The sequence below is a fragment of the Candidatus Methylospira mobilis genome (assembly GCF_009498235.1).
GTDB classification, from domain to species: domain Bacteria; phylum Pseudomonadota; class Gammaproteobacteria; order Methylococcales; family Methylococcaceae; genus Methylospira; species Methylospira mobilis.
In genome coordinates this window covers 834,484-853,201 of the sequence record NZ_CP044205.1, presented here as the reverse complement: position 1 = coordinate 853,201, position 18,718 = coordinate 834,484, and the positions used below count along the sequence as shown (strand labels likewise).

The 18,718-nt window shown below is 53.9% G+C and carries 21 protein-coding genes; 17 read left to right on the top strand and 4 right to left on the bottom strand.

Annotated features, from left to right (window positions below; genetic code table 11):
* The first annotated feature begins 3 nt into the window (after positions 1-3).
* The 7 genes from F6R98_RS03585 to waaF all read left to right on the top strand — a co-directional run bounded on the left by F6R98_RS03585 (position 4) and on the right by waaF (position 7,567).
* Positions 4-669: a ubiquinone biosynthesis accessory factor UbiJ gene (locus F6R98_RS03585; RefSeq protein ID WP_153247804.1), complete on the top strand. Its 666-nt coding sequence runs from the start codon at positions 4-6 to the stop codon at positions 667-669.
* Between the two features lie 225 nt (positions 670-894).
* Positions 895-2,547, top strand: coding sequence for a ubiquinone biosynthesis regulatory protein kinase UbiB (ubiB, locus tag F6R98_RS03580; RefSeq protein ID WP_153247803.1), 1,653 nt, complete (start codon positions 895-897; stop codon positions 2,545-2,547).
* A gap of 77 nt (positions 2,548-2,624) precedes the next feature.
* Entirely contained in the window at positions 2,625-3,359 is a 735-nt protein-coding gene (locus F6R98_RS03575; RefSeq protein WP_153247802.1) for a glycosyltransferase, read from the top strand.
* 75 nt (positions 3,360-3,434) lie between these two features.
* Entirely contained in the window at positions 3,435-4,406 is a 972-nt protein-coding gene (gene rfaD, locus F6R98_RS03570; RefSeq protein WP_153247801.1) for an ADP-glyceromanno-heptose 6-epimerase, read from the top strand.
* Between the two features lie 2 nt (positions 4,407-4,408).
* Positions 4,409-4,978, top strand: a complete 570-nt coding sequence (locus F6R98_RS03565) for a D-sedoheptulose 7-phosphate isomerase (RefSeq protein WP_153247800.1) — start codon at positions 4,409-4,411, stop codon at positions 4,976-4,978.
* Positions 4,975-6,453, top strand: coding sequence for a D-glycero-beta-D-manno-heptose-7-phosphate kinase (gene rfaE1 / locus F6R98_RS03560; protein ID WP_153247799.1), 1,479 nt, complete (start codon positions 4,975-4,977; stop codon positions 6,451-6,453). Before F6R98_RS03565 ends, rfaE1 begins: the two co-directional genes overlap by 4 nt.
* A gap of 100 nt (positions 6,454-6,553) precedes the next feature.
* Positions 6,554-7,567 (top strand): lipopolysaccharide heptosyltransferase II, encoded by a 1,014-nt coding sequence (gene waaF / locus F6R98_RS03555; RefSeq protein WP_153247798.1) that lies wholly within the window; start codon positions 6,554-6,556, stop codon positions 7,565-7,567.
* A 946-nt stretch (positions 7,568-8,513) separates the two neighbouring features.
* Here the strand turns inward: waaF and F6R98_RS03550 are convergent.
* From F6R98_RS03550 to glnK, 3 genes are all read right to left on the bottom strand, one after another.
* Positions 8,514-9,023 carry a gluconokinase gene (locus F6R98_RS03550; RefSeq protein WP_153247797.1) on the bottom strand — a complete coding sequence of 170 codons (510 nt, stop codon included), beginning with the start codon at positions 9,021-9,023 and terminating at the stop codon, positions 8,514-8,516.
* 157 nt (positions 9,024-9,180) lie between these two features.
* Positions 9,181-10,581: an ammonium transporter gene (locus F6R98_RS03545; RefSeq protein WP_153247796.1), complete on the bottom strand. Its 1,401-nt coding sequence runs from the start codon at positions 10,579-10,581 to the stop codon at positions 9,181-9,183.
* A 10-nt stretch (positions 10,582-10,591) separates the two neighbouring features.
* Positions 10,592-10,930, bottom strand: coding sequence for a P-II family nitrogen regulator (gene glnK, locus F6R98_RS03540; protein WP_153247795.1), 339 nt, complete (start codon positions 10,928-10,930; stop codon positions 10,592-10,594).
* A gap of 317 nt (positions 10,931-11,247) precedes the next feature.
* On the opposite strand from glnK, the gene F6R98_RS03535 reads away from it, so the two are divergent.
* Both F6R98_RS03535 and F6R98_RS03530 read left to right on the top strand, forming a co-directional pair.
* Positions 11,248-11,502, top strand: coding sequence for an accessory factor UbiK family protein (locus tag F6R98_RS03535; RefSeq protein WP_153247794.1), 255 nt, complete (start codon positions 11,248-11,250; stop codon positions 11,500-11,502).
* 22 nt (positions 11,503-11,524) lie between these two features.
* On the top strand, positions 11,525-13,048 hold the full coding sequence (locus F6R98_RS03530) for a YifB family Mg chelatase-like AAA ATPase (protein WP_153247793.1): 1,524 nt from the start codon (positions 11,525-11,527) through the stop codon (positions 13,046-13,048).
* 84 nt (positions 13,049-13,132) lie between these two features.
* Here F6R98_RS03530 and F6R98_RS03525 read toward each other — a convergent pair whose 3' ends face one another.
* Entirely contained in the window at positions 13,133-13,390 is a 258-nt protein-coding gene (locus F6R98_RS03525; RefSeq protein WP_153247792.1) for a hypothetical protein, read from the bottom strand.
* A gap of 357 nt (positions 13,391-13,747) precedes the next feature.
* Between F6R98_RS03525 and F6R98_RS03520 the strand changes: the two genes are divergently transcribed.
* The 8 genes from F6R98_RS03520 to F6R98_RS03490 all read left to right on the top strand — a co-directional run bounded on the left by F6R98_RS03520 (position 13,748) and on the right by F6R98_RS03490 (position 18,627).
* The gene (locus F6R98_RS03520) at positions 13,748-13,915 is read left to right on the top strand and encodes a DUF2934 domain-containing protein (RefSeq protein WP_153247791.1); all 168 of its coding nucleotides are present in this window, start codon (positions 13,748-13,750) and stop codon (positions 13,913-13,915) included.
* Positions 13,916-13,990: 75 nt separating this feature from the next.
* Positions 13,991-14,122, top strand: a complete 132-nt coding sequence (locus tag F6R98_RS22400) for a hypothetical protein (RefSeq protein WP_265588131.1) — start codon at positions 13,991-13,993, stop codon at positions 14,120-14,122.
* Positions 14,115-14,306, top strand: a complete 192-nt coding sequence (locus tag F6R98_RS21830) for an Hsp20/alpha crystallin family protein (RefSeq protein ID WP_228125070.1) — start codon at positions 14,115-14,117, stop codon at positions 14,304-14,306. Before F6R98_RS22400 ends, F6R98_RS21830 begins: the two co-directional genes overlap by 8 nt.
* A gap of 537 nt (positions 14,307-14,843) precedes the next feature.
* Positions 14,844-15,527, top strand: a complete 684-nt coding sequence (locus tag F6R98_RS03510) for a DUF6629 family protein (protein ID WP_153247790.1) — start codon at positions 14,844-14,846, stop codon at positions 15,525-15,527.
* Between the two features lie 151 nt (positions 15,528-15,678).
* Positions 15,679-16,722, top strand: coding sequence for an IS30 family transposase (locus F6R98_RS03505; protein ID WP_153247527.1), 1,044 nt, complete (start codon positions 15,679-15,681; stop codon positions 16,720-16,722).
* 374 nt (positions 16,723-17,096) lie between these two features.
* Positions 17,097-17,621 carry a BCAM0308 family protein gene (locus F6R98_RS03500; protein WP_153247789.1) on the top strand — a complete coding sequence of 175 codons (525 nt, stop codon included), beginning with the start codon at positions 17,097-17,099 and terminating at the stop codon, positions 17,619-17,621.
* A gap of 31 nt (positions 17,622-17,652) precedes the next feature.
* Positions 17,653-18,102 carry a vitamin K epoxide reductase family protein gene (locus tag F6R98_RS03495; RefSeq protein WP_153247788.1) on the top strand — a complete coding sequence of 150 codons (450 nt, stop codon included), beginning with the start codon at positions 17,653-17,655 and terminating at the stop codon, positions 18,100-18,102.
* A gap of 51 nt (positions 18,103-18,153) precedes the next feature.
* Positions 18,154-18,627 carry a hypothetical protein gene (locus F6R98_RS03490; RefSeq protein WP_153247787.1) on the top strand — a complete coding sequence of 158 codons (474 nt, stop codon included), beginning with the start codon at positions 18,154-18,156 and terminating at the stop codon, positions 18,625-18,627.
* The last annotated feature ends 91 nt before the right edge of the window (positions 18,628-18,718 follow it).

The following is an 18,718-nucleotide window of genomic DNA, read 5'->3' as shown; positions in this document are numbered from 1 at the left end:
TTTATGGAAAAGGACGCCTCGCCTATTACATTGCCGCAGGGGTTCTGGGCGCTGGTGGAAGACGCGGCGGCGCGTCTGCTGGCGCGTAATCCCGAAAATATAAAATACTTGACGCCGATTGCCGGCAAGATCATCAGACTCGAACTCGCCCCACTGGGGCCGTCGGTGTCAGTATGTCCGACACTGACCGGCCTGAGCTTTTACGATAAGCTTGCCTGCGAACCCGATGCGGTGATCAGCGGCTCACCGATGGCGTTCATGCGCATGATGCTGAATCCCTCCGCCCCGGAAATCCTGTTTTCCGGCGATATCAGAATTTCTGGCAATGCCGATACCGCCAAACGCCTGCAATCGCTGTTATCCCAACTGGAGATCGATTGGGAAAGGCAGTCTTCGGATCTGGTTGGGCGGAGTCTGTCCGAAAGCCTGTTCGAAAGCCTGCGTTCCGGCAAAGCCTGGGCGAGGGATGCGTTATCCACAATGCATGTGGATGTCGGGGAATACCTGCAGGAAGAAAGCCGCCATTTACCGTCTTCCGGCGAAATGGAAGTGTATTGTGCGCAGGTCGATGAGTTACGCGCCGATGTGGAACGGCTGGAAGCACGCATACAGCAATTACAGGCACGAAAGAATGCGCGCTACTCCAGCACAACGGACGCGGCAGTTTGATGCGCATGAAAGCCGGCCTATTCCGAAAAAAAACATGCTCGCCGTTCCGGCAGGGAATGTGGGATAAATTCGTATGGATAAACAGAGACGCGCGAAGTGCGGAGCGCAGCCCAAACGCCTATGAATGGCTGCAGGGCAACGTCCCTTTCGACCGAATAGCGGCAAGCCATGCAGGCAACACGGTTCGAGCCAACCAAACTCCAATCATAGTTTACGGAAAATGAACTGATGCGTCCGAGAGTACTTGCCCGTTTGTTACATATTCAGAGAGTGTTGATCCGGCACGGGCTGGACGAAATGCTGTTTTCCACGCGATTATCGGCTCCGATACAGTTTCTTGCCGCGTTGACGCCCGGATACTGGCGGCGCGGACGGCAGGAGGCGCGCGGCGTCAGGATCCGGCAGGCTTTGGAAGAGCTGGGTCCGATTTTCGTCAAATTCGGGCAGACCCTGTCTACGCGACGCGACCTGCTGCCGGAAGATATTGCCTCCGAATTGGTCAAACTGCAGGATCGCGTACCGCCTTTTCCCGGCGAAGATGCGCGCAGGATAATCGAGCAGGCGCTGGGCAAGCCGGTACTCGAAATATTTCAGGCGTTCGAAGAAACGGCGCTGGCGTCGGCATCCATCGCGCAGGTGCATGCCGCTCGCCTGAGCGACGGTTCGGAGGTAGTCGTCAAGGTGCTGCGGCCCGGCGTGGAGAAGCGCATCCGTTCCGACATCGGCGTGCTCTATGAGCTGGCTGGCCTGGCCTGGCGTTTTTGGCCGGACGCGAAGCGTCTGCGGCCGGTCGAGGTAGTGGCCGAATTCGAGAAAACCCTGCTGGATGAGCTGGACATGGTGCGCGAGGCGGCCAACGCATCCGAAATCCGCCGGCGCTTTATCGACTCCGAGATGCTCTATATCCCCAAGGTGCACTGGGAATATACGCGCCAACCGATCATGGTCATGGAGCGCGTCAGCGGTATTCCGGTCGGCGATGTCGCACAGCTGAAACGTGAAGGGGTAAACTTGAAGCTTTTGGCCGAACGCGGAGTCGAGATATTTTTTACCCAGGTTTTTCGCGATAATTTTTTCCATGCAGACATGCATCCGGGGAACATTTTCGTTGCTCCGGGGTCTAAATACATCGCGATAGATTTCGGTATCGTCGGTAGTATTTCGCGTCAGGATCAGCATTACGTGGCCGAAAATTTCCGCGCTTTTTTCAATCGCGATTATCGCCGGGTAGCGGAAATGCATATCGAATCGGGATGGGTGCCGCCGAGCACGCGCGTCGAAGAATTCGAATCCGCGATCCGCAGCGTTTGCGAACCGATTTTTGAAAAGCCGCTAAAGGAAATATCCTACGGTCATTTGCTGTTACGACTGTTTCAGGTCGCCCGGCGTTTTGATATGGAAGTGCAACCGCAGTTGGTGCTGTTACAGAAAACATTGTTGAATATCGAAGGACTCGGGCGCGACCTTTACCCCGAGCTCGATCTTTGGAAAACCGCGAAGCCGTTTCTGGAAAACTGGTTCAAGGCGCAGGTGGGGCCTCAGGCGGTCTACCATAAAGTACGCGGGCATTTGCCGGAATGGGCGCAGCAATGGCCGGAAGTACCCGGATTGATTCATCATGCCCTGACGCACGTAGCGAACAATAGCCATGCGGAAACCCGTCACAACAACCGTAGCCTGGATACCTTATCCACGGAACTGCGCCGTAACCGGCGCAGTTCCGTAAGCGGCCTGACGGGTGGCGCGCTGATCGTCTCTGCTGCGGTGCTGGCGCATGGCGATGCCGCAGGCGCCTTATTGCCGCTGGAAGAGCTGAAGCAGATTGCTGCGTTTGCCGCCGGAGCGGGCGTATTCATACTATTAAATGCATGGCGCTGATGACTCGGTTATTATCACGAATGGTTAAGCTTAATGACATATTACCCAATACAGACCCTGTGAGCTGAAGAGTTGCCGTGTTTATTTCATTCTCGATAATCAGTCACGAACAAGGCGACCTGGTTCGGCGCTTGCTTACAGATATGCGTGCGCTGCAGATAACGGATTTTGAGATTATTTTGACTTTGAACCTGCCGGAAAGGGACGATTTTCTGTCGGAACTGACCGATTTGCCGTTGCGTGTAGTGAGAAACCATACGCCCAAGGGCTTCGGCGCGAATCATAATGCGGCATTTGCGCTGGCTCAGGGCCGCTATTTTGCGATTGTCAATCCGGACGTGCGTTTGCCGCTGTCTGATCCGGGCGCTTTACTGGCCTCTTTTGCTGACAGCAACATTGGCGCCTGCGCGCCGACCGTGTTGTCGCCGCAAGGGGGAGAGGAAGATAATGCCCGCAGGTTCCCTACCGTGTTGCGGCTCATCCGTCGCGTACTCGGATTCTGGAGCGTATTCGGTTTCCGCGGCAAACTCGATTATTGCCCGAATTTGAGCCCGGTTGCCGTCGATTGGGTGGCCGGCATATTTGTTATATTTCGCCGTGAAGCTTTTGCCGAAGTTCAGGGGTTTGACGAACGCTTTTTTATGTATATGGAAGATGCCGATATTTGCCGGCGCTTGCAGCACGCCGGCTGGCTGGTGCTGCTGGTGCCGGGATGGTCGATAGTACACGACGCGCGCAGGGCCAGCCATCGCAGCATCAAACACCTGCGCTGGCACCTGATCAGCGCCTTTCGTTATCTTACCGGCCTATGAACTCATCTTTCCCGCACGGATTACCGGCGCTTTTGCCGATAGTTGAAAACGCAATCTCACTACAGAGGTAACCGCATGATCGTAATTACCGGCGGTGGAGGCATGATAGGCAGCATGGTCGCGTGGCGGCTCAACGTCCTTGGACGCGACGATCTGGTGATCGTAGACAGCATGACGCACCCCGAACAATGGCAGAATTTGTGCCACAGGCGCTACGCCAACTATTTCGATAAAAATGAATTACCCAGCTGGCTGGAACACGCCACCGGCGAGGTCAACGCGATTGTGCATATGGGCGCGATCAGCGCTACTACCGAACAGGACTGGGGCCGCTTACTGGATCACAATATCCGCCATTCGCAATTTCTGTGGAGCTGGTGCGCCGATAGAGGCGTGCCATTCTTCTACGCCAGTTCGGCTGCAACCTACGGTTCAGGCGACCAGGGATACGACGATGCATCTATCGAAAATCTGCGTCCGCTCAATGCCTATGGCTATTCCAAGCATTTTTTCGATCAATGGGTCATGCGGCAGGTCGAGGCCGGATACGCCCCTCCGCAATGGGCCGGTTTCAAGTTTTTCAATGTCTATGGCCCCAACGAATATCACAAGCAGCGCATGGCCAGCGTGGCATTCCACAGCTTCAACCAGTTTCGCGATAATGGCACGGTCAAGCTTTTCCGCAGCCGGCGCGAGGGGATAGCCGACGGAATGCAAAGCCGCGATTTCATCCACGTCAAGGATGCTGCGGCGGTATTATGCTGGTTTATCGAACACGAGCGGGTTTCCGGGATTTATAATATCGGCACCGGACAGGCGCGCAGCTTTCTCGATCTGGCCACAGCGGTCATGACCGGCACGGGGCGTGAGCCGCATATTACCTGGATAGATATGCCGGAGGATCTGGAAGGCAAGTATCAATATTTTACCGAAGCGCGCATTGATCGCCTGCGCGCGGCGGGATATACCGATCCGTTCCTGCCCCTGGAAGATGGGGTGCGTGATTATGTGCAAAACTACCTGATGCAACCGGACCCCTATTGCTGATTATGAGCGCTGATATTATCGATACCGCATTAAACGAACATCAAGCGGTAATTACCCGGCTACAGGCCTTTACTCCCGTAATCAGGCAGATAGCGGATCGCATACGCTTATGCCTGAATCAAGGGGGAAAACTCTTATTGATGGGAAACGGCGGCAGCGCCGCCGACAGCCAGCATATCGCGGCGGAATTTGTCGGACGTTTCCGCCGGGAGCGCCGAGGCTTGCCGGCCATTGCACTGACTACCGACACATCCATACTCACCTCCATCGGCAACGACTACGGTTACGAACATATTTTTGCGCGTCAGATCGACGCGTTGTGCGAAGCCAAAGACGTGGTAGTCGGCATTACCACGTCCGGCAACAGCCCCAGTGTGATTAAAGCCATACAGCTTGCCCGCGAGATGGGCGCCTGCACTATCGGTTTCAGCGGCGAAAGCGGCGGACGTCTCGCCGAAGTCAGCGAGCTGACATTGAAAGTGCCTTCCGCTAATACAGCGCGTATTCAGGAGGGGCATATCCTGGTCGGGCATATACTGTGCGAACTGCTGGACGATTTGCAGCGTCGATGAGCATGCATCTGGTGGAAGCGGCTATACGGCGCTTTGCCGCCCCATCGCTATGGGCGCTGGTAATAGGCGATTTGATGCTGGATCGCTATCTGCACGGCGATGTCGAGCGTATCTCTCCGGAGGCGCCGGTGCCGGTGGTGGTGTTGAGCCGCGAAACGGAGTGCGCAGGCGGAGCCGCAAATGTCGCAGCCAACCTTGCTGGCCTCTGTATGCGCACCCGGCTTATCGGCTGCATAGGCGACGACGACGATGGCGCAAAACTTGAGCGCGCCATCGCTGCAATGGGGATTTCAACCGAAGGATTGCATCGGTCGACGACGCACCCCACCATCGTCAAAACGCGAGTGCTTGGCGGACATCAGCAAATGCTGCGCTTGGATCGCGAGCGACGCGAACCTCACGCCGCCGCCGACGGCGAGGCTCTTCTCGCCTGCGCGCTACGGCAATTTAACGATAATCCGACTGTGATCGTGCTATCCGACTATGCCAAGGGCGTGTTGTCGCCGCAATTGTGCCAAGCGGTTATTGCCGAGGCCAGACGGAGGAATATTCCGGTGCTGGTCGACCCGAAAGGCGCAGATTACAGCAAATATGCCATGGCCACCGCATTGACGCCGAATAAACGCGAGACGGCGGAAGCATGCGGTGTTGCGCCGCTGGACAGCGCGCACCTGCTCGAAGCCGCAGCCGCTTTACAATCGAGACTGCAACTCGACTTTCTGGCGGTAACGCGTAGTGAAGAAGGCATCTCGCTAATTGCCGACGGCCATGTAACCGATCTACCGGCCGTAGCGCGCCAGGTGTTCGACGTATCCGGGGCGGGCGACACAGTCATCGCTACCCTTGCAGCCGGACTGGCTGTCGGTTTGGAGCGGGAAGAGGCTTTATATTTGGCCAATGTCGCAGCCGGTATCGTGGTTGGCAAACTGGGAACAGTGCCAATAACCCGGCTTGAATTACTGAACGAGCTGATGCTGGAAGATTCCATGTTGCAGATCAGCAAAATCGGCAACCTGAACACGGTGCGCGACAAGGTAAGCCAATGGCGCGCAGCCGGACAGCGCATCGTGTTTACCAACGGCTGCTTCGATCTATTGCATGCGGGGCATGTGACTTACCTGGAACAGGCGCGAAAATTGGGCGACCGTCTGGTACTGGGGCTGAACACCGATCGTTCTGTAAGCGCGCTGAAGGGACCCTCCCGTCCCGTAGTGCACGAAAACGACCGTGCGCGCGTATTGGCGGCGCTGGAAGCAGTCGACGCCGTTGTGCTGTTCGATGAAGAAACGCCGCTGCTGCTGATAAAGGCGTTAAGGCCTGACGTACTGGTGAAAGGCGCTGATTATCGTGAAGAGCAAGTGGTAGGCGGTTCTGAAGTCAAATCATGGGGCGGGGAGATCGCGTTGATAGACATGGTGCCCGGACGCAGCAGCAGCGCCATCATCGAACGTTTGCGCGTTTCCAATTCAAGCTGACTCAGGTAATGGCGTCGTTGCGCTATGCGTTCGGAGCGATATTCAATCATCGGCTGCTCGCTATGAAGTCCGGTCGATGCCTTATTACCGGCAGTCCCATATGAACTCAGCCCGATGTTTGATAGTCGGACCTTCCTGGGTCGGCGACATGATCATGGCGCAGAGTCTGTACCGGCGTTTGCGCGAGCAGCACCCCGGTATAATCATTGATGTGCTGGCGCCAGCCTGGTCGGGCGGGATTTTGGCAAGAATGCCGGAGGTGAGGCGCGTTATCGCGTCACCGTTTGCGCATGGCCGCTTCGACTGGACAGGCCGTCACGCCCTGGCGCGCCGACTGTGCGCTGAAAAATACGATCTGGCTATCGTGCTGCCCAACTCCTGGAAGTCGGCGCTGACACCTTATTTCGCCGGGGTCGCGCAGCGCAGAGGTTATCTCGGCGAAATGCGCTACGGACTGCTCAACGACATCCGGCGGCTGGACAAGGGGGCAATGCCGCGTCTTGTGCAACGTTATGCCGCGCTTGCAACGCAGCCTGGTGCCGGCAGCGCTCAAACCGAAGCGCCCTCCCCTTGTTTACAGGTAAACGCTGACAGCCGGCGCCGGATTCTAGCAAAACTGGAGTTAGCGCTGGATCACCCGGTACTGATACTCTGTCCTGGCGCGGAATACGGCCCGGCAAAACGCTGGCCCGAGGCGCACTACGCCGAACTGGCGCGCGCAAAACGCGCAGAAGGCTGGCAAATCTGGCTATTGGGCTCGGAGAAAGACCGCGTGGTCACCGAAGCCATCAACCGGCATTCCGGCAATGTCTGCATCGACCTGGCGGGACGCACCACGCTGGAACAGGTTGTTGACCTGATGGCCTGCGCGCGGGCCGTCGTTTCCAACGATTCCGGCTTGATGCACGTGGCGGCAGCGGTCGATGTGCCGGTTATCGCGCTGTATGGTTCGTCCGATCCCGCCTATACACCGCCGCTTTCCGATAAGGCGCATATCGCCCGCTTAGGGCTCGAGTGCAGCCCGTGCTTCCAGCGGGAATGTCCGCTAGGGCATCGCAACTGTCTGGAACATTTACCGGTCACACAGGTCCTGACGTTGCTCCCGGCGTTGTAACGATACACGCCGGGAACCCACCCCACCCTATGACGCAGGCATGAATAAAATACGCCGTCAATAAGCGACAGTGCACACCCAGTTTTTCATCTTTTATGCAACGCTTTCAGGAATAAGCGGAATAGCTCGCGCCGGTGACGACTGCATTTTTTCTCGCAAGTTTCTTGACGATGAACCCGCTACGCTGACCATTTATCAAGTGGTTGAACGCAACTTTCACCGATGGGCAAGAGACTGGCCAAAGGTTGTACCAGCCCTGTTTTCTGACCAGGCCTGAAAGTCAGGACTCCGCAACAGGGCAATGAACTGGTTTTTCGCATCAATCCCAGTTGACTGGACGAAATCACACTGTTCGAGCCGGATTCCGCACGGCCCGGCAACTGACTGAGGCGCGTATTTAAGTTACCGCTATCCGTTCCCAGTAGGGCGCGTATCGTTTTGCTTGTCCACAGGCAAAACGGAAACATGCAACTCAATGGCTTAGCCGTGATGACTGCATCGTATAGCCACTTAGGATCGTCCCCCGTGACTTTCTTGGGGCGACCCAGGCGACTTTTTCAGTTAATGCTTGGCAACCAATCGAATAGCGTTCGGACAGGAATGTTGAAGACGCGATCCACCAGCTATACCGGCTCGTTACGTTCAAGCACGGCTTTGACGGCTTGTTTGCATTTTTGTCTTCGTATTTGCGCTCTGTCCATATGCACGTTTTAACTAATTACGCAAGTATTTATAGGACAATGAATAACTGCGTCAATTCGACTACCGGTTTGAGTCAGAGGGAAAAACTGTCGGGATATACGGAAGCGTGACGATCCATTAACCGCGCGATATACCTTTTTGACTTGACCATATGCCCGCTTGAATGATCCAGTAATTACGCAGTATAACCCGGCATTAACCAACCCGACAATTTTCGCGGCCTACGCTTCAATTCCCATGTCGTTTAGTCGGCCTCCATGCCTTCATTGTTGAGTTTTGTTCGGATGACGGTAACTATGTCTTCAATTTCTCCTGTTGCCTCTATAATCAGACCTTCATCAGCCGACAGCGCTTCGAATGTCATCAACTGGCTATCTATGAGATTTGCACCGGCAAAATGATTGCTGCGCGCTTCGACGCGTTTTCGCAGCATATCCGGAGCAACGGTCAACTGAATGAAAACAATACCCGGAACGGTGGAACGCAGGCGATCGCGATAATCACGTTTGAGCGCGGAACAAGTGGCGACAAACGATAGCCTGCATTTGGCAAACCGAGTTAAATCGTGCGCAAGCGCATCAAGCCAAGGCCGGCGATCAGCGTCGGACAACGGAATACCGCGCCGCATTTTTTCAATGTTGACCACAGGATGATAATCGTCGCCCTCAATGTAATGCCAGCCGAGTTCATAAGCAAGTTGCAAAGCAATGCTGGTCTTACCCGAACCGGTTACGCCGCAAATAACGACCATCATAATTGTCGGAGCATGAGTCGGAAATCACCGGTCGTTGTTACAATCAGCCATAATAGAAACGGCCGGCTTCTTCGATCGGGGCAATTATAGTATGAGCCCGATACAAAAAACGGGCGCCGAAGCGCCCGTTTCCCGCGTGTGTCTTACCTTTAAACGATTACTGGTGATAAGCCGTTTCGCCATGCTCGGAAATATCGAGGCCTTCGCGCTCGCTTTCTTCGCTGACTCTCAGGCCAATCAGCACGTCGACCAGTTTATAGGCGATCAATGAAACAACCGATGTCCAGACGATAGTAACGCCTACGCCCCAAACCTGACTGGTGAACTGGGTAACCATATCGTAACTGCCCACGGCGTTGGCAACGTAATCGTAGACGCCGGTGCCTCCCAATGCCGGTGAAGCAAATATGCCGGTTCCCAGCGCGCCCAGAACACCGCCGACGGCATGCACACCGAACACATCCAGCGTATCGTCATAACCCAGCTTGTTTTTCAGGAAAGTTACCGCCCAGAAACAAACCACGCCAGCCAGCAACCCCAGCACGATGGAACCTACCGGACCGACAAAGCCGCATGCCGGAGTAATGGCGACCAGACCGGCTACCGCGCCCGATGCCGCTCCCAGAATGCTGGGCTTGTCACGCACCAGCCATTCTGCTGCGACCCAGCTCAAAGTCGCAGCAGCGGTTGCTACCAGCGTATTGACGAAAACCAGCGCGGCAACCCCGTTGGCTTCAAGGTTGGAGCCCACGTTGAATCCGAACCAGCCCACCCACAGCAGCGACGCGCCCACCAGAGTCAGCGTCACGCTATGCGGCTTCATCGGCTCTTTGCGGAAACCGATGCGTCTGCCGATCAATATGGCGCCGATCAGGCCGGCGAAACCGGCATTGATATGCACGACGGTGCCGCCGGCAAAATCCAATGCGCCTTTTTGGAACAGGAACCCGGCGGTAGCCAGGGCTTTTTCGCCTGCGGCGGCATCGGTATAGGCATCCGGACCGGCCCAGTACCAAACCATATGCGCAATCGGCAGATAGGCAAAGGTAAACCAGATCGCGACAAACAGCAGCACCGCGCTAAAGCGGGCGCGCTCGGCAAACGCTCCGACGATCAAAGCTGGGGTAATAGCGGCAAATGTCGCCTGAAAAGCAACATAAATATACTCGGGTATCACCACGCCCTTGCTGAAGGTTGCCGCGGCGGAATCGGGCGTAATACCTTTCAGGAAGGCCTTGCCCAATCCACCGATGAATGCGCCACCCTCGGTGAAGGCCAGACTATAGCCATAAACCACCCAAAGCACCGATACCATCGCAAAAATCACGAAAACCTGCATCAGTACGGACAACATGTTTTTTGACCGCACCATGCCGCCGTAAAAAAGCGCGAGTCCCGGGATCGTCATCAGAATAACCAGCACGGTGGCTACGATCACCCATGCGGTGTCGCCCTTATTGGCCACCGGCGCAACGACAGCTGCCGCATCTTCCGCTACTGCCAGACCGCTCAAACCGGCCAGCAACAACATCAGCAAAATATTATTGATTAATTTCATCACATGCTCCTTATAGTGCGGCAGCCCCGGTCTCGCCGGTGCGTATACGTATAACCTGCTCGATATCGAAAACGAAGATTTTGCCATCGCCTATTTTTCCGGTATTCGCAGTTCTCTCTATTGCATCAATGACAGCCTCCAACTGATTGTCATCAATCGCAACTTCGAGTTTTACCTTGGGTAGAAAATCGACTACGTACTCCGCGCCGCGGTACAGTTCGGTGTGTCCCTTCTGCCGGCCGAAACCTTTTACCTCAGTCACGGTAATTCCGGTAACACCAACTTCGGACAAGGCTTCGCGTACATCGTCCAACTTAAATGGTTTCAGTATTGCGCTAACAAACTTCATTTGAATAACCCCCGCTCAATTATGATAGTCCAACTCTTACAGCAGACAGACGTCCCTACGCTACCCGACCTGAACCTTCATTCGTTCAGGTATAAACATGACTGCCATGGTTTGGTGCCGATGCAGAAGCTGTGCCATATCATGATTCATTCGGAATCTACCTATTTTTATATTATTTTTACGCAGGAATCGCTTGACTTAAGCTCAAAAAATGCACTATAGAGGCGCATATATTCCTGCGCGCACCACAATTGAACAACACAAAACCGCTACATGACAAACTGGACTCGCTCGACCGACTTCGTTATCCTTATCCCATGAATACAGAAAACACAGTCAACGATCTCAACTCCCGCCTGCTGTCAGCAATACCGGCCGGCCTCGCGGGGGTCAGGCATGATCTGGACAACACTTTTCGCGCAATACTTCAGGGCGGCATTGAAAAGATGAATCTGGTCAGCCGGGAAGAATTCGACGTGCAACGCGCGGTGCTGGCGCGGACCAGAGCAAAACTGGCGGCGCTCGAAGCGCGTATTGCCGAACTGGAGCAACAGCACTCACCCGACCGCTGACCCGGTTTTTGCGGGGCGCATCATGCCGCTAGCCACCGTCTTTGCCCGCTCACGCAACGGTATAGACGCGCCTGCTGTTACCGTGGAAGTTCATATCGCCAACGGACTGCCTAATTTATCCATCGTCGGTTTACCGGAAACAGCGGTAAAGGAAAGCAAGGATCGCGTTCGCGGCGCCATACTGAACAGTCATCTCGAATTTCCGGCGCGGCGCATTACCGTCAACATGGCCCCCGCCGATGTCCCCAAGGAAGGAGGCCGCTTCGACCTGGCCATTGCGCTGGGCATTCTGGCCGCATCAGGACAGATCAAAAGCGACAGGCTGGAACAATTCGAATGTCTGGGCGAACTGTCATTGAGCGGCGCGTTACGCCCGTTTAGCGGCGCGCTGCCGGTTGCGATTCAGAGTTATCGCGCCGGCCGGCGTCTGATACTGCCGCTGGAAAATGCCGAAGAAGCCGCACTGGTCGAAGGCTGCGAGATATTACCGGCACGGCACTTATTGGAAGTCTGCGCGCATATCAACGGACTGAGTCCGCTTTCGAACCAGCCACCCGTCGATTTTACCACGGGGCGGCAGGCGGCCGACACCATGCTTGATATTTGCGATGTGCGCGGTCACTTTCAAGCCAAACGCGCGCTCGAAATTGCAGCAGCTGGCCGGCATAACCTGTTGATGTACGGCCCGCCCGGCACCGGAAAATCCATGCTGGCGGCCAGATTGCCCGGCATACTGCCGTTACAGACGCAGGACGAGGCGCTGGAAAGCGCCGCAATCTGCTCCATCAGCAGCCAGCCGTTCGTGATCGGCAACTGGCGTATTCCCCCGTTCAGATCACCGCATCACACTGCTTCGGCCACGGCGATGGTCGGCGGAGGCAGCAACCCACGCCCCGGTGAAATTTCGTTGGCTCACAATGGCGTTTTATTCCTTGACGAACTGCCGGAGTTCGACCGCAAGGTGCTCGAAGTACTGCGCGAGCCGCTGGAATCCGGTTGCATCACCATTTCGCGCGCGGCTCGCCAAGCCGATTTTCCGGCGCGCTTTCAGTTGCTGGCTGCAATGAATCCCTGCCCGTGCGGCTATCTGGGCGATCCGTCCGGGCGTTGCCGCTGCACATCGGAACAGGTACAGCGCTACCGCACCCGCATCTCCGGCCCTTTACTGGACAGGATCGACATGCACATCGAAGTAATCCGCATTGCGCCGGAAGCACTGCGCGCCCATCCGCCAGCCGATGAGGAAACCAGTCTGCATATACGCCGGCGCGTCGTTGACGCGCGTAACCGCGCCATGGAGCTACGAGGCGTTGCCAGTGCCGATTTGACGCCACAACAAGTCAAGCAGCACTGCAAACTCAATAACAACAGCCTGAGCCTGCTGGAACAAGCGGTATCGAAACTGGGCCTGTCGCATCGCGCGTACCATCGAATCTTGAAAGTTTCGCGCACCATCGCCGATCTGGCACAATCCGAAAGTATAGAGCCGCCGCATATCAGCGAAGCCATTGCCTATCGCAAGCTCGATCGTGTGCCGTTAATTTAGGGGAAGCATAAACCCTCAGCTCGCTTGCCTGGAGCGCTGGATTTAATTGAAATCGCTGTTGAGCCACGGGGCCTTCACGCTTCATTAATTGGGAATATCGGTTTGAACATTCCTTCCCGAAAGCAGAATTTGTCGAAAATCATCCATTTTGTCTAGAACCGACCGCTGAAAGGTGTCTGAGGCTTGGGTGTACACAAGCTGAGACATCATCAATTCGCTCAGCGGCTCAAAATAAGCCAGGATAGCGGAAGGACTGTTCGAAGCCGCAGCTATTGAAGATACCGCAGCGTTTAATACGAAGACTTGAGCGGCTAAACGCTCATATTGCGTTGCTTCCAACATGGCTTTACTCCTTCGGTTGGTGGAATCGCGAACTGTACGGGTTTATGACGGCCTATTCAACGGCATGAGAATCAGAATACTGCGACCAGCCGATTCAAGATATGTTTTTGCGCGTCGGGCCTGCGCCAGCCCGGTGAACTTTCCATTTCCGGCGGCGTAAGCCGAAGCCAACGGGCTGCGTCTGGGAGTTTTCCAGTTTCCGTAAAAACAGTTGTTGCTTATTCAACCGACCCAGGTAGATAATTATAATGACCGGTTTTAAGTAAAATATTTGACGCCGAACGACGTCGAAAACGCATTCAGCAAGACACTACGCTACCCGTCCGAAAACGCACTGAGACTTCAAAGGGACAAACCATGACCAGGAAGACTGCAAAGCAAGACCGCGAAGAAACCATATATCTTCCCGATCAAAACGCTAAAATCTCCGAATTGGCCTATTACAAGGCGGAAAAAAGGGGATTCGAACCGGGCCACGAGCTGGATGACTGGTTCGAAGCCGAGCAAGAGTTATCCATAGCCTGAACAATCTCTGGAGAAACATGAACAACCGGCTTAACGATATGTAAACGTTATTGCACTTCATTGCAGGAGGATCCTATGACCACCGAAATCGAAGCAAAAAAAAGTACGGAAGTTACGCCTGTTTCATCAAAAGACGGTCTGTTTTCATTTGACGAATTTGACAATTTTTTCGATGACTTTCTCGCGGAAATGGCCGCGTTTGTTTGAAGAAAAAAAGGACGAAGGCAAATATTACCGGCATGAAATCTCGCGAGGCGAGTTTCTTCGCACGCAGTTATTGCCCGACAATGTCGACGACGCGAATGCCGGTGCGTCATTCAACGACGGGATACTAAAAGTAACTATTCCGAAAACGGAAAGCACCAAGCGTAAAAGCATCGAGATAAAATAGTTACGTACCCTCATCCAAGGGGTTCCAATAACCTGCCAACCCGGCAAGGTTTTTCATATCCATGACTCATACGCCGGTCAGGCCGCAAAACCGCACGGGGCTGGCCGGCGAACGGAATACCGCCGTACCCAAAGGTTGGGAACGCTCCACGAAGAACAGCCAACGCAAGCGCGGGGAGAACGGCCCAATACCCGAAATCTCGCGCCGAAGCTGGATTTTACATTCAAACTCCACAGTGGACGGTTCAATTGGAACAGATTCCCGGCGACATTTCTTACACCGACAAATCCGCCGCTATTTACCCAAGGAAAACACCGATACCCTCAGTCAACGGCCTCTCTCTAGCCACACTCATCATGCAATTGATTATATTGGATATATCACCCACACACACCCCAACAATCCACCCTACCCGTCCCCATGCCGGTAAGTTCAAACCCGCTCCGGGCGGAATTTTACCGGTATCCGGAAGTTATTGCGTAGTCACTCTTTGCGTGAAGGGCATCCAGGCAGATCCTGTCGAATCAAGAGGACTTTATGTGCTGGTCTGAGCAAGTGAGCTTTTCGTCCGGCGCAGTTTTGGTAGGGGCTGGAATTATCACCATAAGGCATGCCCGGAAAAACGACAGGAGCGCCTTTTTTTTCAGCCTGTTTCCGGTATTTTTTGGCTTGCACCAGCTACTGGAAGGACTGATCTGGCATTATCTTTCTAGGGGACAGAGTCTAAGGGCTTTACCCTATGCATACCTTTCCATAGCCGCTCTGCTGTGGCCCGTCGCAGTGCCCATAGCCTCAATGCAAGCCGAGAAATTCAAAAATAAGCGGAAGATCCTGTTTATTCCGGCTCTGGCGGGACTCTTTGTCACCCTGTATTCAGGGTCGCTGCTATGGAACTCCAACGGCGCGAATGTTTTATTGAACGGTCATTCGCTTTCATATAGCATTGAAACCGAGTCCAGGGCGGGAGTTTTGATTGAATACCTTTATGCATTCGCCGTAGTCATGTCCTTGATCTTTAACACACGCAAGATGGTCAAGTTATTTGGCTTATCGGTGATGATAGCATTCGCTATAACTTTCATGCTGCTGCATGATGTCTATATTTCCGTATGGTGTCTGATGAGCGCCTGGTTAAGCCTGATTATCTATTTCATTATTGAGAAACAGCGTACAGATCAGGAGCATTACAGAAAAAGCGGGACTTTTTTACTTAACCGATAGCCGTTTCCGCCGGAAAACGGCGAAAGTGAGCTATTCATCGCACATCTTTTTTATGGATGACATAAAATGCCAGAAGGATAATGCGCTTGCGCTGAATTAAATAAGCGGGCGGGCTCAAAATACAAGTGCAACACTATGATAAGGTGTTGCAATGGAAAAGAAATATAATCACTTAAGTGCAGAGGATCGTGCCGCGATCATGTTGATGAAGTCAGATGGACATAGCCTGAGGGCGATGGCTTTGAGATTACAGCGATCTCCGTCAACGATCAGTCGCGAATTGTTACGCAATCCAGTCAAGTCTGGTAGCTATTGCGCAGGTACGGCGGGGATACGAGCGAGGCAGTTACGCCATATGGCTCGAAAGCCGCGCAAATTATTACCGGATAGCCTGCTTTTTGGCGTAGTCGATTACTTTCTGCATGAAGGTTGGTCGCCTGAACAGATTTCTGGCACACTCAAGCGCGTGTATGCAGAGCAGGGAGCCCTTACGGTGTCACATGAAACGATATACACCGCACTGTATGCCTTCCCACGCGGTGAATTACGCAGCGAACTGTTGAGCTGTTTGCGGCAATCTCACACGGGCAGACGTCCTCGCGCCAGAGGAACCGATCGGCGTGGTCAGATACCTGATATGAACAGCTTGCATGTACGTCCACCGGAGATTGAAGACCGGCTGGTTCCAGGGCATTGGGAAGGTGATCTGATCAAGGGGTCAGGCAATCGTTCTTCGGTAGGCACGCTGGTCGAGCGTAGCAGCCGCCTTGTGATGCTGGCGGCTATGACGTCCGGCACGGCTGAAGCCGCACTGGAAGGCTTCAGTAACGCATTGAACCGTGTCCATGAGCCGATGCGCAAAACCATGACCTATGATCAAGGTAAGGAAATGAGCTGCCATAAAACGCTCAGTGAGCGAGCGGGCATCACCATCTACTTTGCCGACCCTCATAGCCCTTGGCAACGCGGAAGTAACGAGAACACCAATGGACTACTGCGCCAGTATTTACCCAAAGGAACCGATTTGTCGACCTACTCGCAGGAGCAACTGGATGAAATCGCATACAGACTGAACACGAGACCGAGAAAAATTCTCGGGTTTAGAACCCCCTTGGAAGTTTATGCCGAATTCCTGCATAATTGCCAAAAGGATGAGGCTATGTGCGAATCAACAACCGTTGCACTTGGAATTTGAAACCGCCGCGGGAATAGATGCAGCCTGGCAAATTGATCTGTTAAAGCGCTACAAGACAGCTGTCCACTTCGTTACGGACAATCGCATCACTTGCCTGAAAGCAGCCTTGTAGCCCCTCTCCCAGAGGCTTCGATTCTCTCACCCATCATGAATACCAGGAATACCCCATATGGTGTATTTTTTTATTTCAGCAATGCCCCACACAGGGTATTGCTGAAAGCAAGGGCGCGTGTTAATTATAAGCGCGTGTGTGGTAATAAGCCGTTTTATTTCAAAACCAGGTTCATCATGGCTTATGCGCGTGAAAACGCCGCAACCCGTTCACACAAATTCAGCTGTCTGCGTATTTTCCATCCCGGCAACAAGGAGGCGTTATGTCCTATCCATCCGAGAGCCTTGATATCTCCCACTGCGCGCGCGAACATCATGACCGTTTGCCACGCGAATGGCGGCACGACACTTACAAGTCCACGATAAAACCGGACGAGCCCGTTGTTTGTCCGACTTGCAGGGCATTTTTCCATGAGGGCCATTGGCAGTGGGGCGATACCCCTTCCCACGCGCATGAATCGCAATGTCCGGCGTGTCATCGTATAGCCGACCATATGCCGGCAGGATTTGTAAGCATCAGCGGGGCGTTTTTCAACGTTCACCGTGACGAAATCGAGCATCTGATTCATAACGTGGAAAAACAGCAGAAAGCCGAGCACCCGCTGAAGCGCTTGATAAAAATCGAAGCGATTACAGATGGAAACGGTATATTGATCACATTGACCGACCCTCATCTGGCGCATGATATCGGCGAAGCCTTGCACAGCGCCTACAAAGGCGAGGTTCACTACGAATACCAAAAGGAGGAGTACACCACACGCGTGAGCTGGCGGCGCGACGCGCTTTAGCATTGCACCAGAAATCCAAGGCGGTTTTCCCATGAAATTATCAGCCAAAACCATCATTGTTGTTTCCTCGCTGGGCATGCTGAATGCCGCATATCTCATCTACATCTTTCTGCAGGAAAAATGGGGGATGGGAGAAAAAAATTTCTGCGACATCAATTCATCCCTTTCCTGTTCAAGTGTGGTAACCAGTCCCTACGCCCAATTTCTGGGGGTACCGGTCTGCGCCATTGCGCTGTTTGTCTATCCGGTCCTTATTGCGCTGGCCTGGACAGCCCTGAAAAGAATAAAAACCAGAAACCTGTTCTACGCCATCAGCCTGATCTCGGCCATGGGCTTGATGCTGAACCTTGTGTACATTTACAATGAGGCCGTTTACATCAAAACGCTTTGCGTTTTGTGTATGTCATGCACCCTGCTCATTCTGACAGACCTGGTCATGTCGATCCGCGGCTATGCGAAATCCAAAGACCAGGCAGGATAACCGTGCAAATTAATAAACGGACCCCGTAAATCGACCTGGAGAGTCTACTGTATGCCTGCCTCGCGCGTTTTTTGGTTTCTGCTCTTTTTACTGCACGCTTTACTATCGGACGCGGAAGAGGGCGGTCAGGCGCAGGCTCGCAATGCTACGGTGCATGCAGACCTTGCGGCCAGAAAAACGCTCGTACGCAACAACCTGCCATTAACCGAAAGCGAAGCGCAGATTTTCTGGCCTATCTATGAAGCCTATGAGGAACAGATTGCGAAGCTCGGCGAACGCCGTAGTTCGTTCATGGGAAAACTGGGGGAGGATTTCGACGCGGTCGTGACCAATGAAAAAGCGGCGCAGATCATCCACGATACGCTGGATCAGCAGCAAAACCGCAATAAAATAACAGCGCAATATTTCAAGCAGCTCGAACAAGTGCTGCCCGGCAATAAACTACTCAGGTACTTTCAGATAGAATATCAACTTCGCGCGATAACAGAGGCAAAAATCGTCCAAAGCATTCCTTTGGTTCCGTGAGCCGACCCCCTCTCCATCGACTCGAACGCGCAAATCCGATCACTCCCGATAACGGCCTGGGTGGCGGATAATCCAAAACCAATCGCAACAA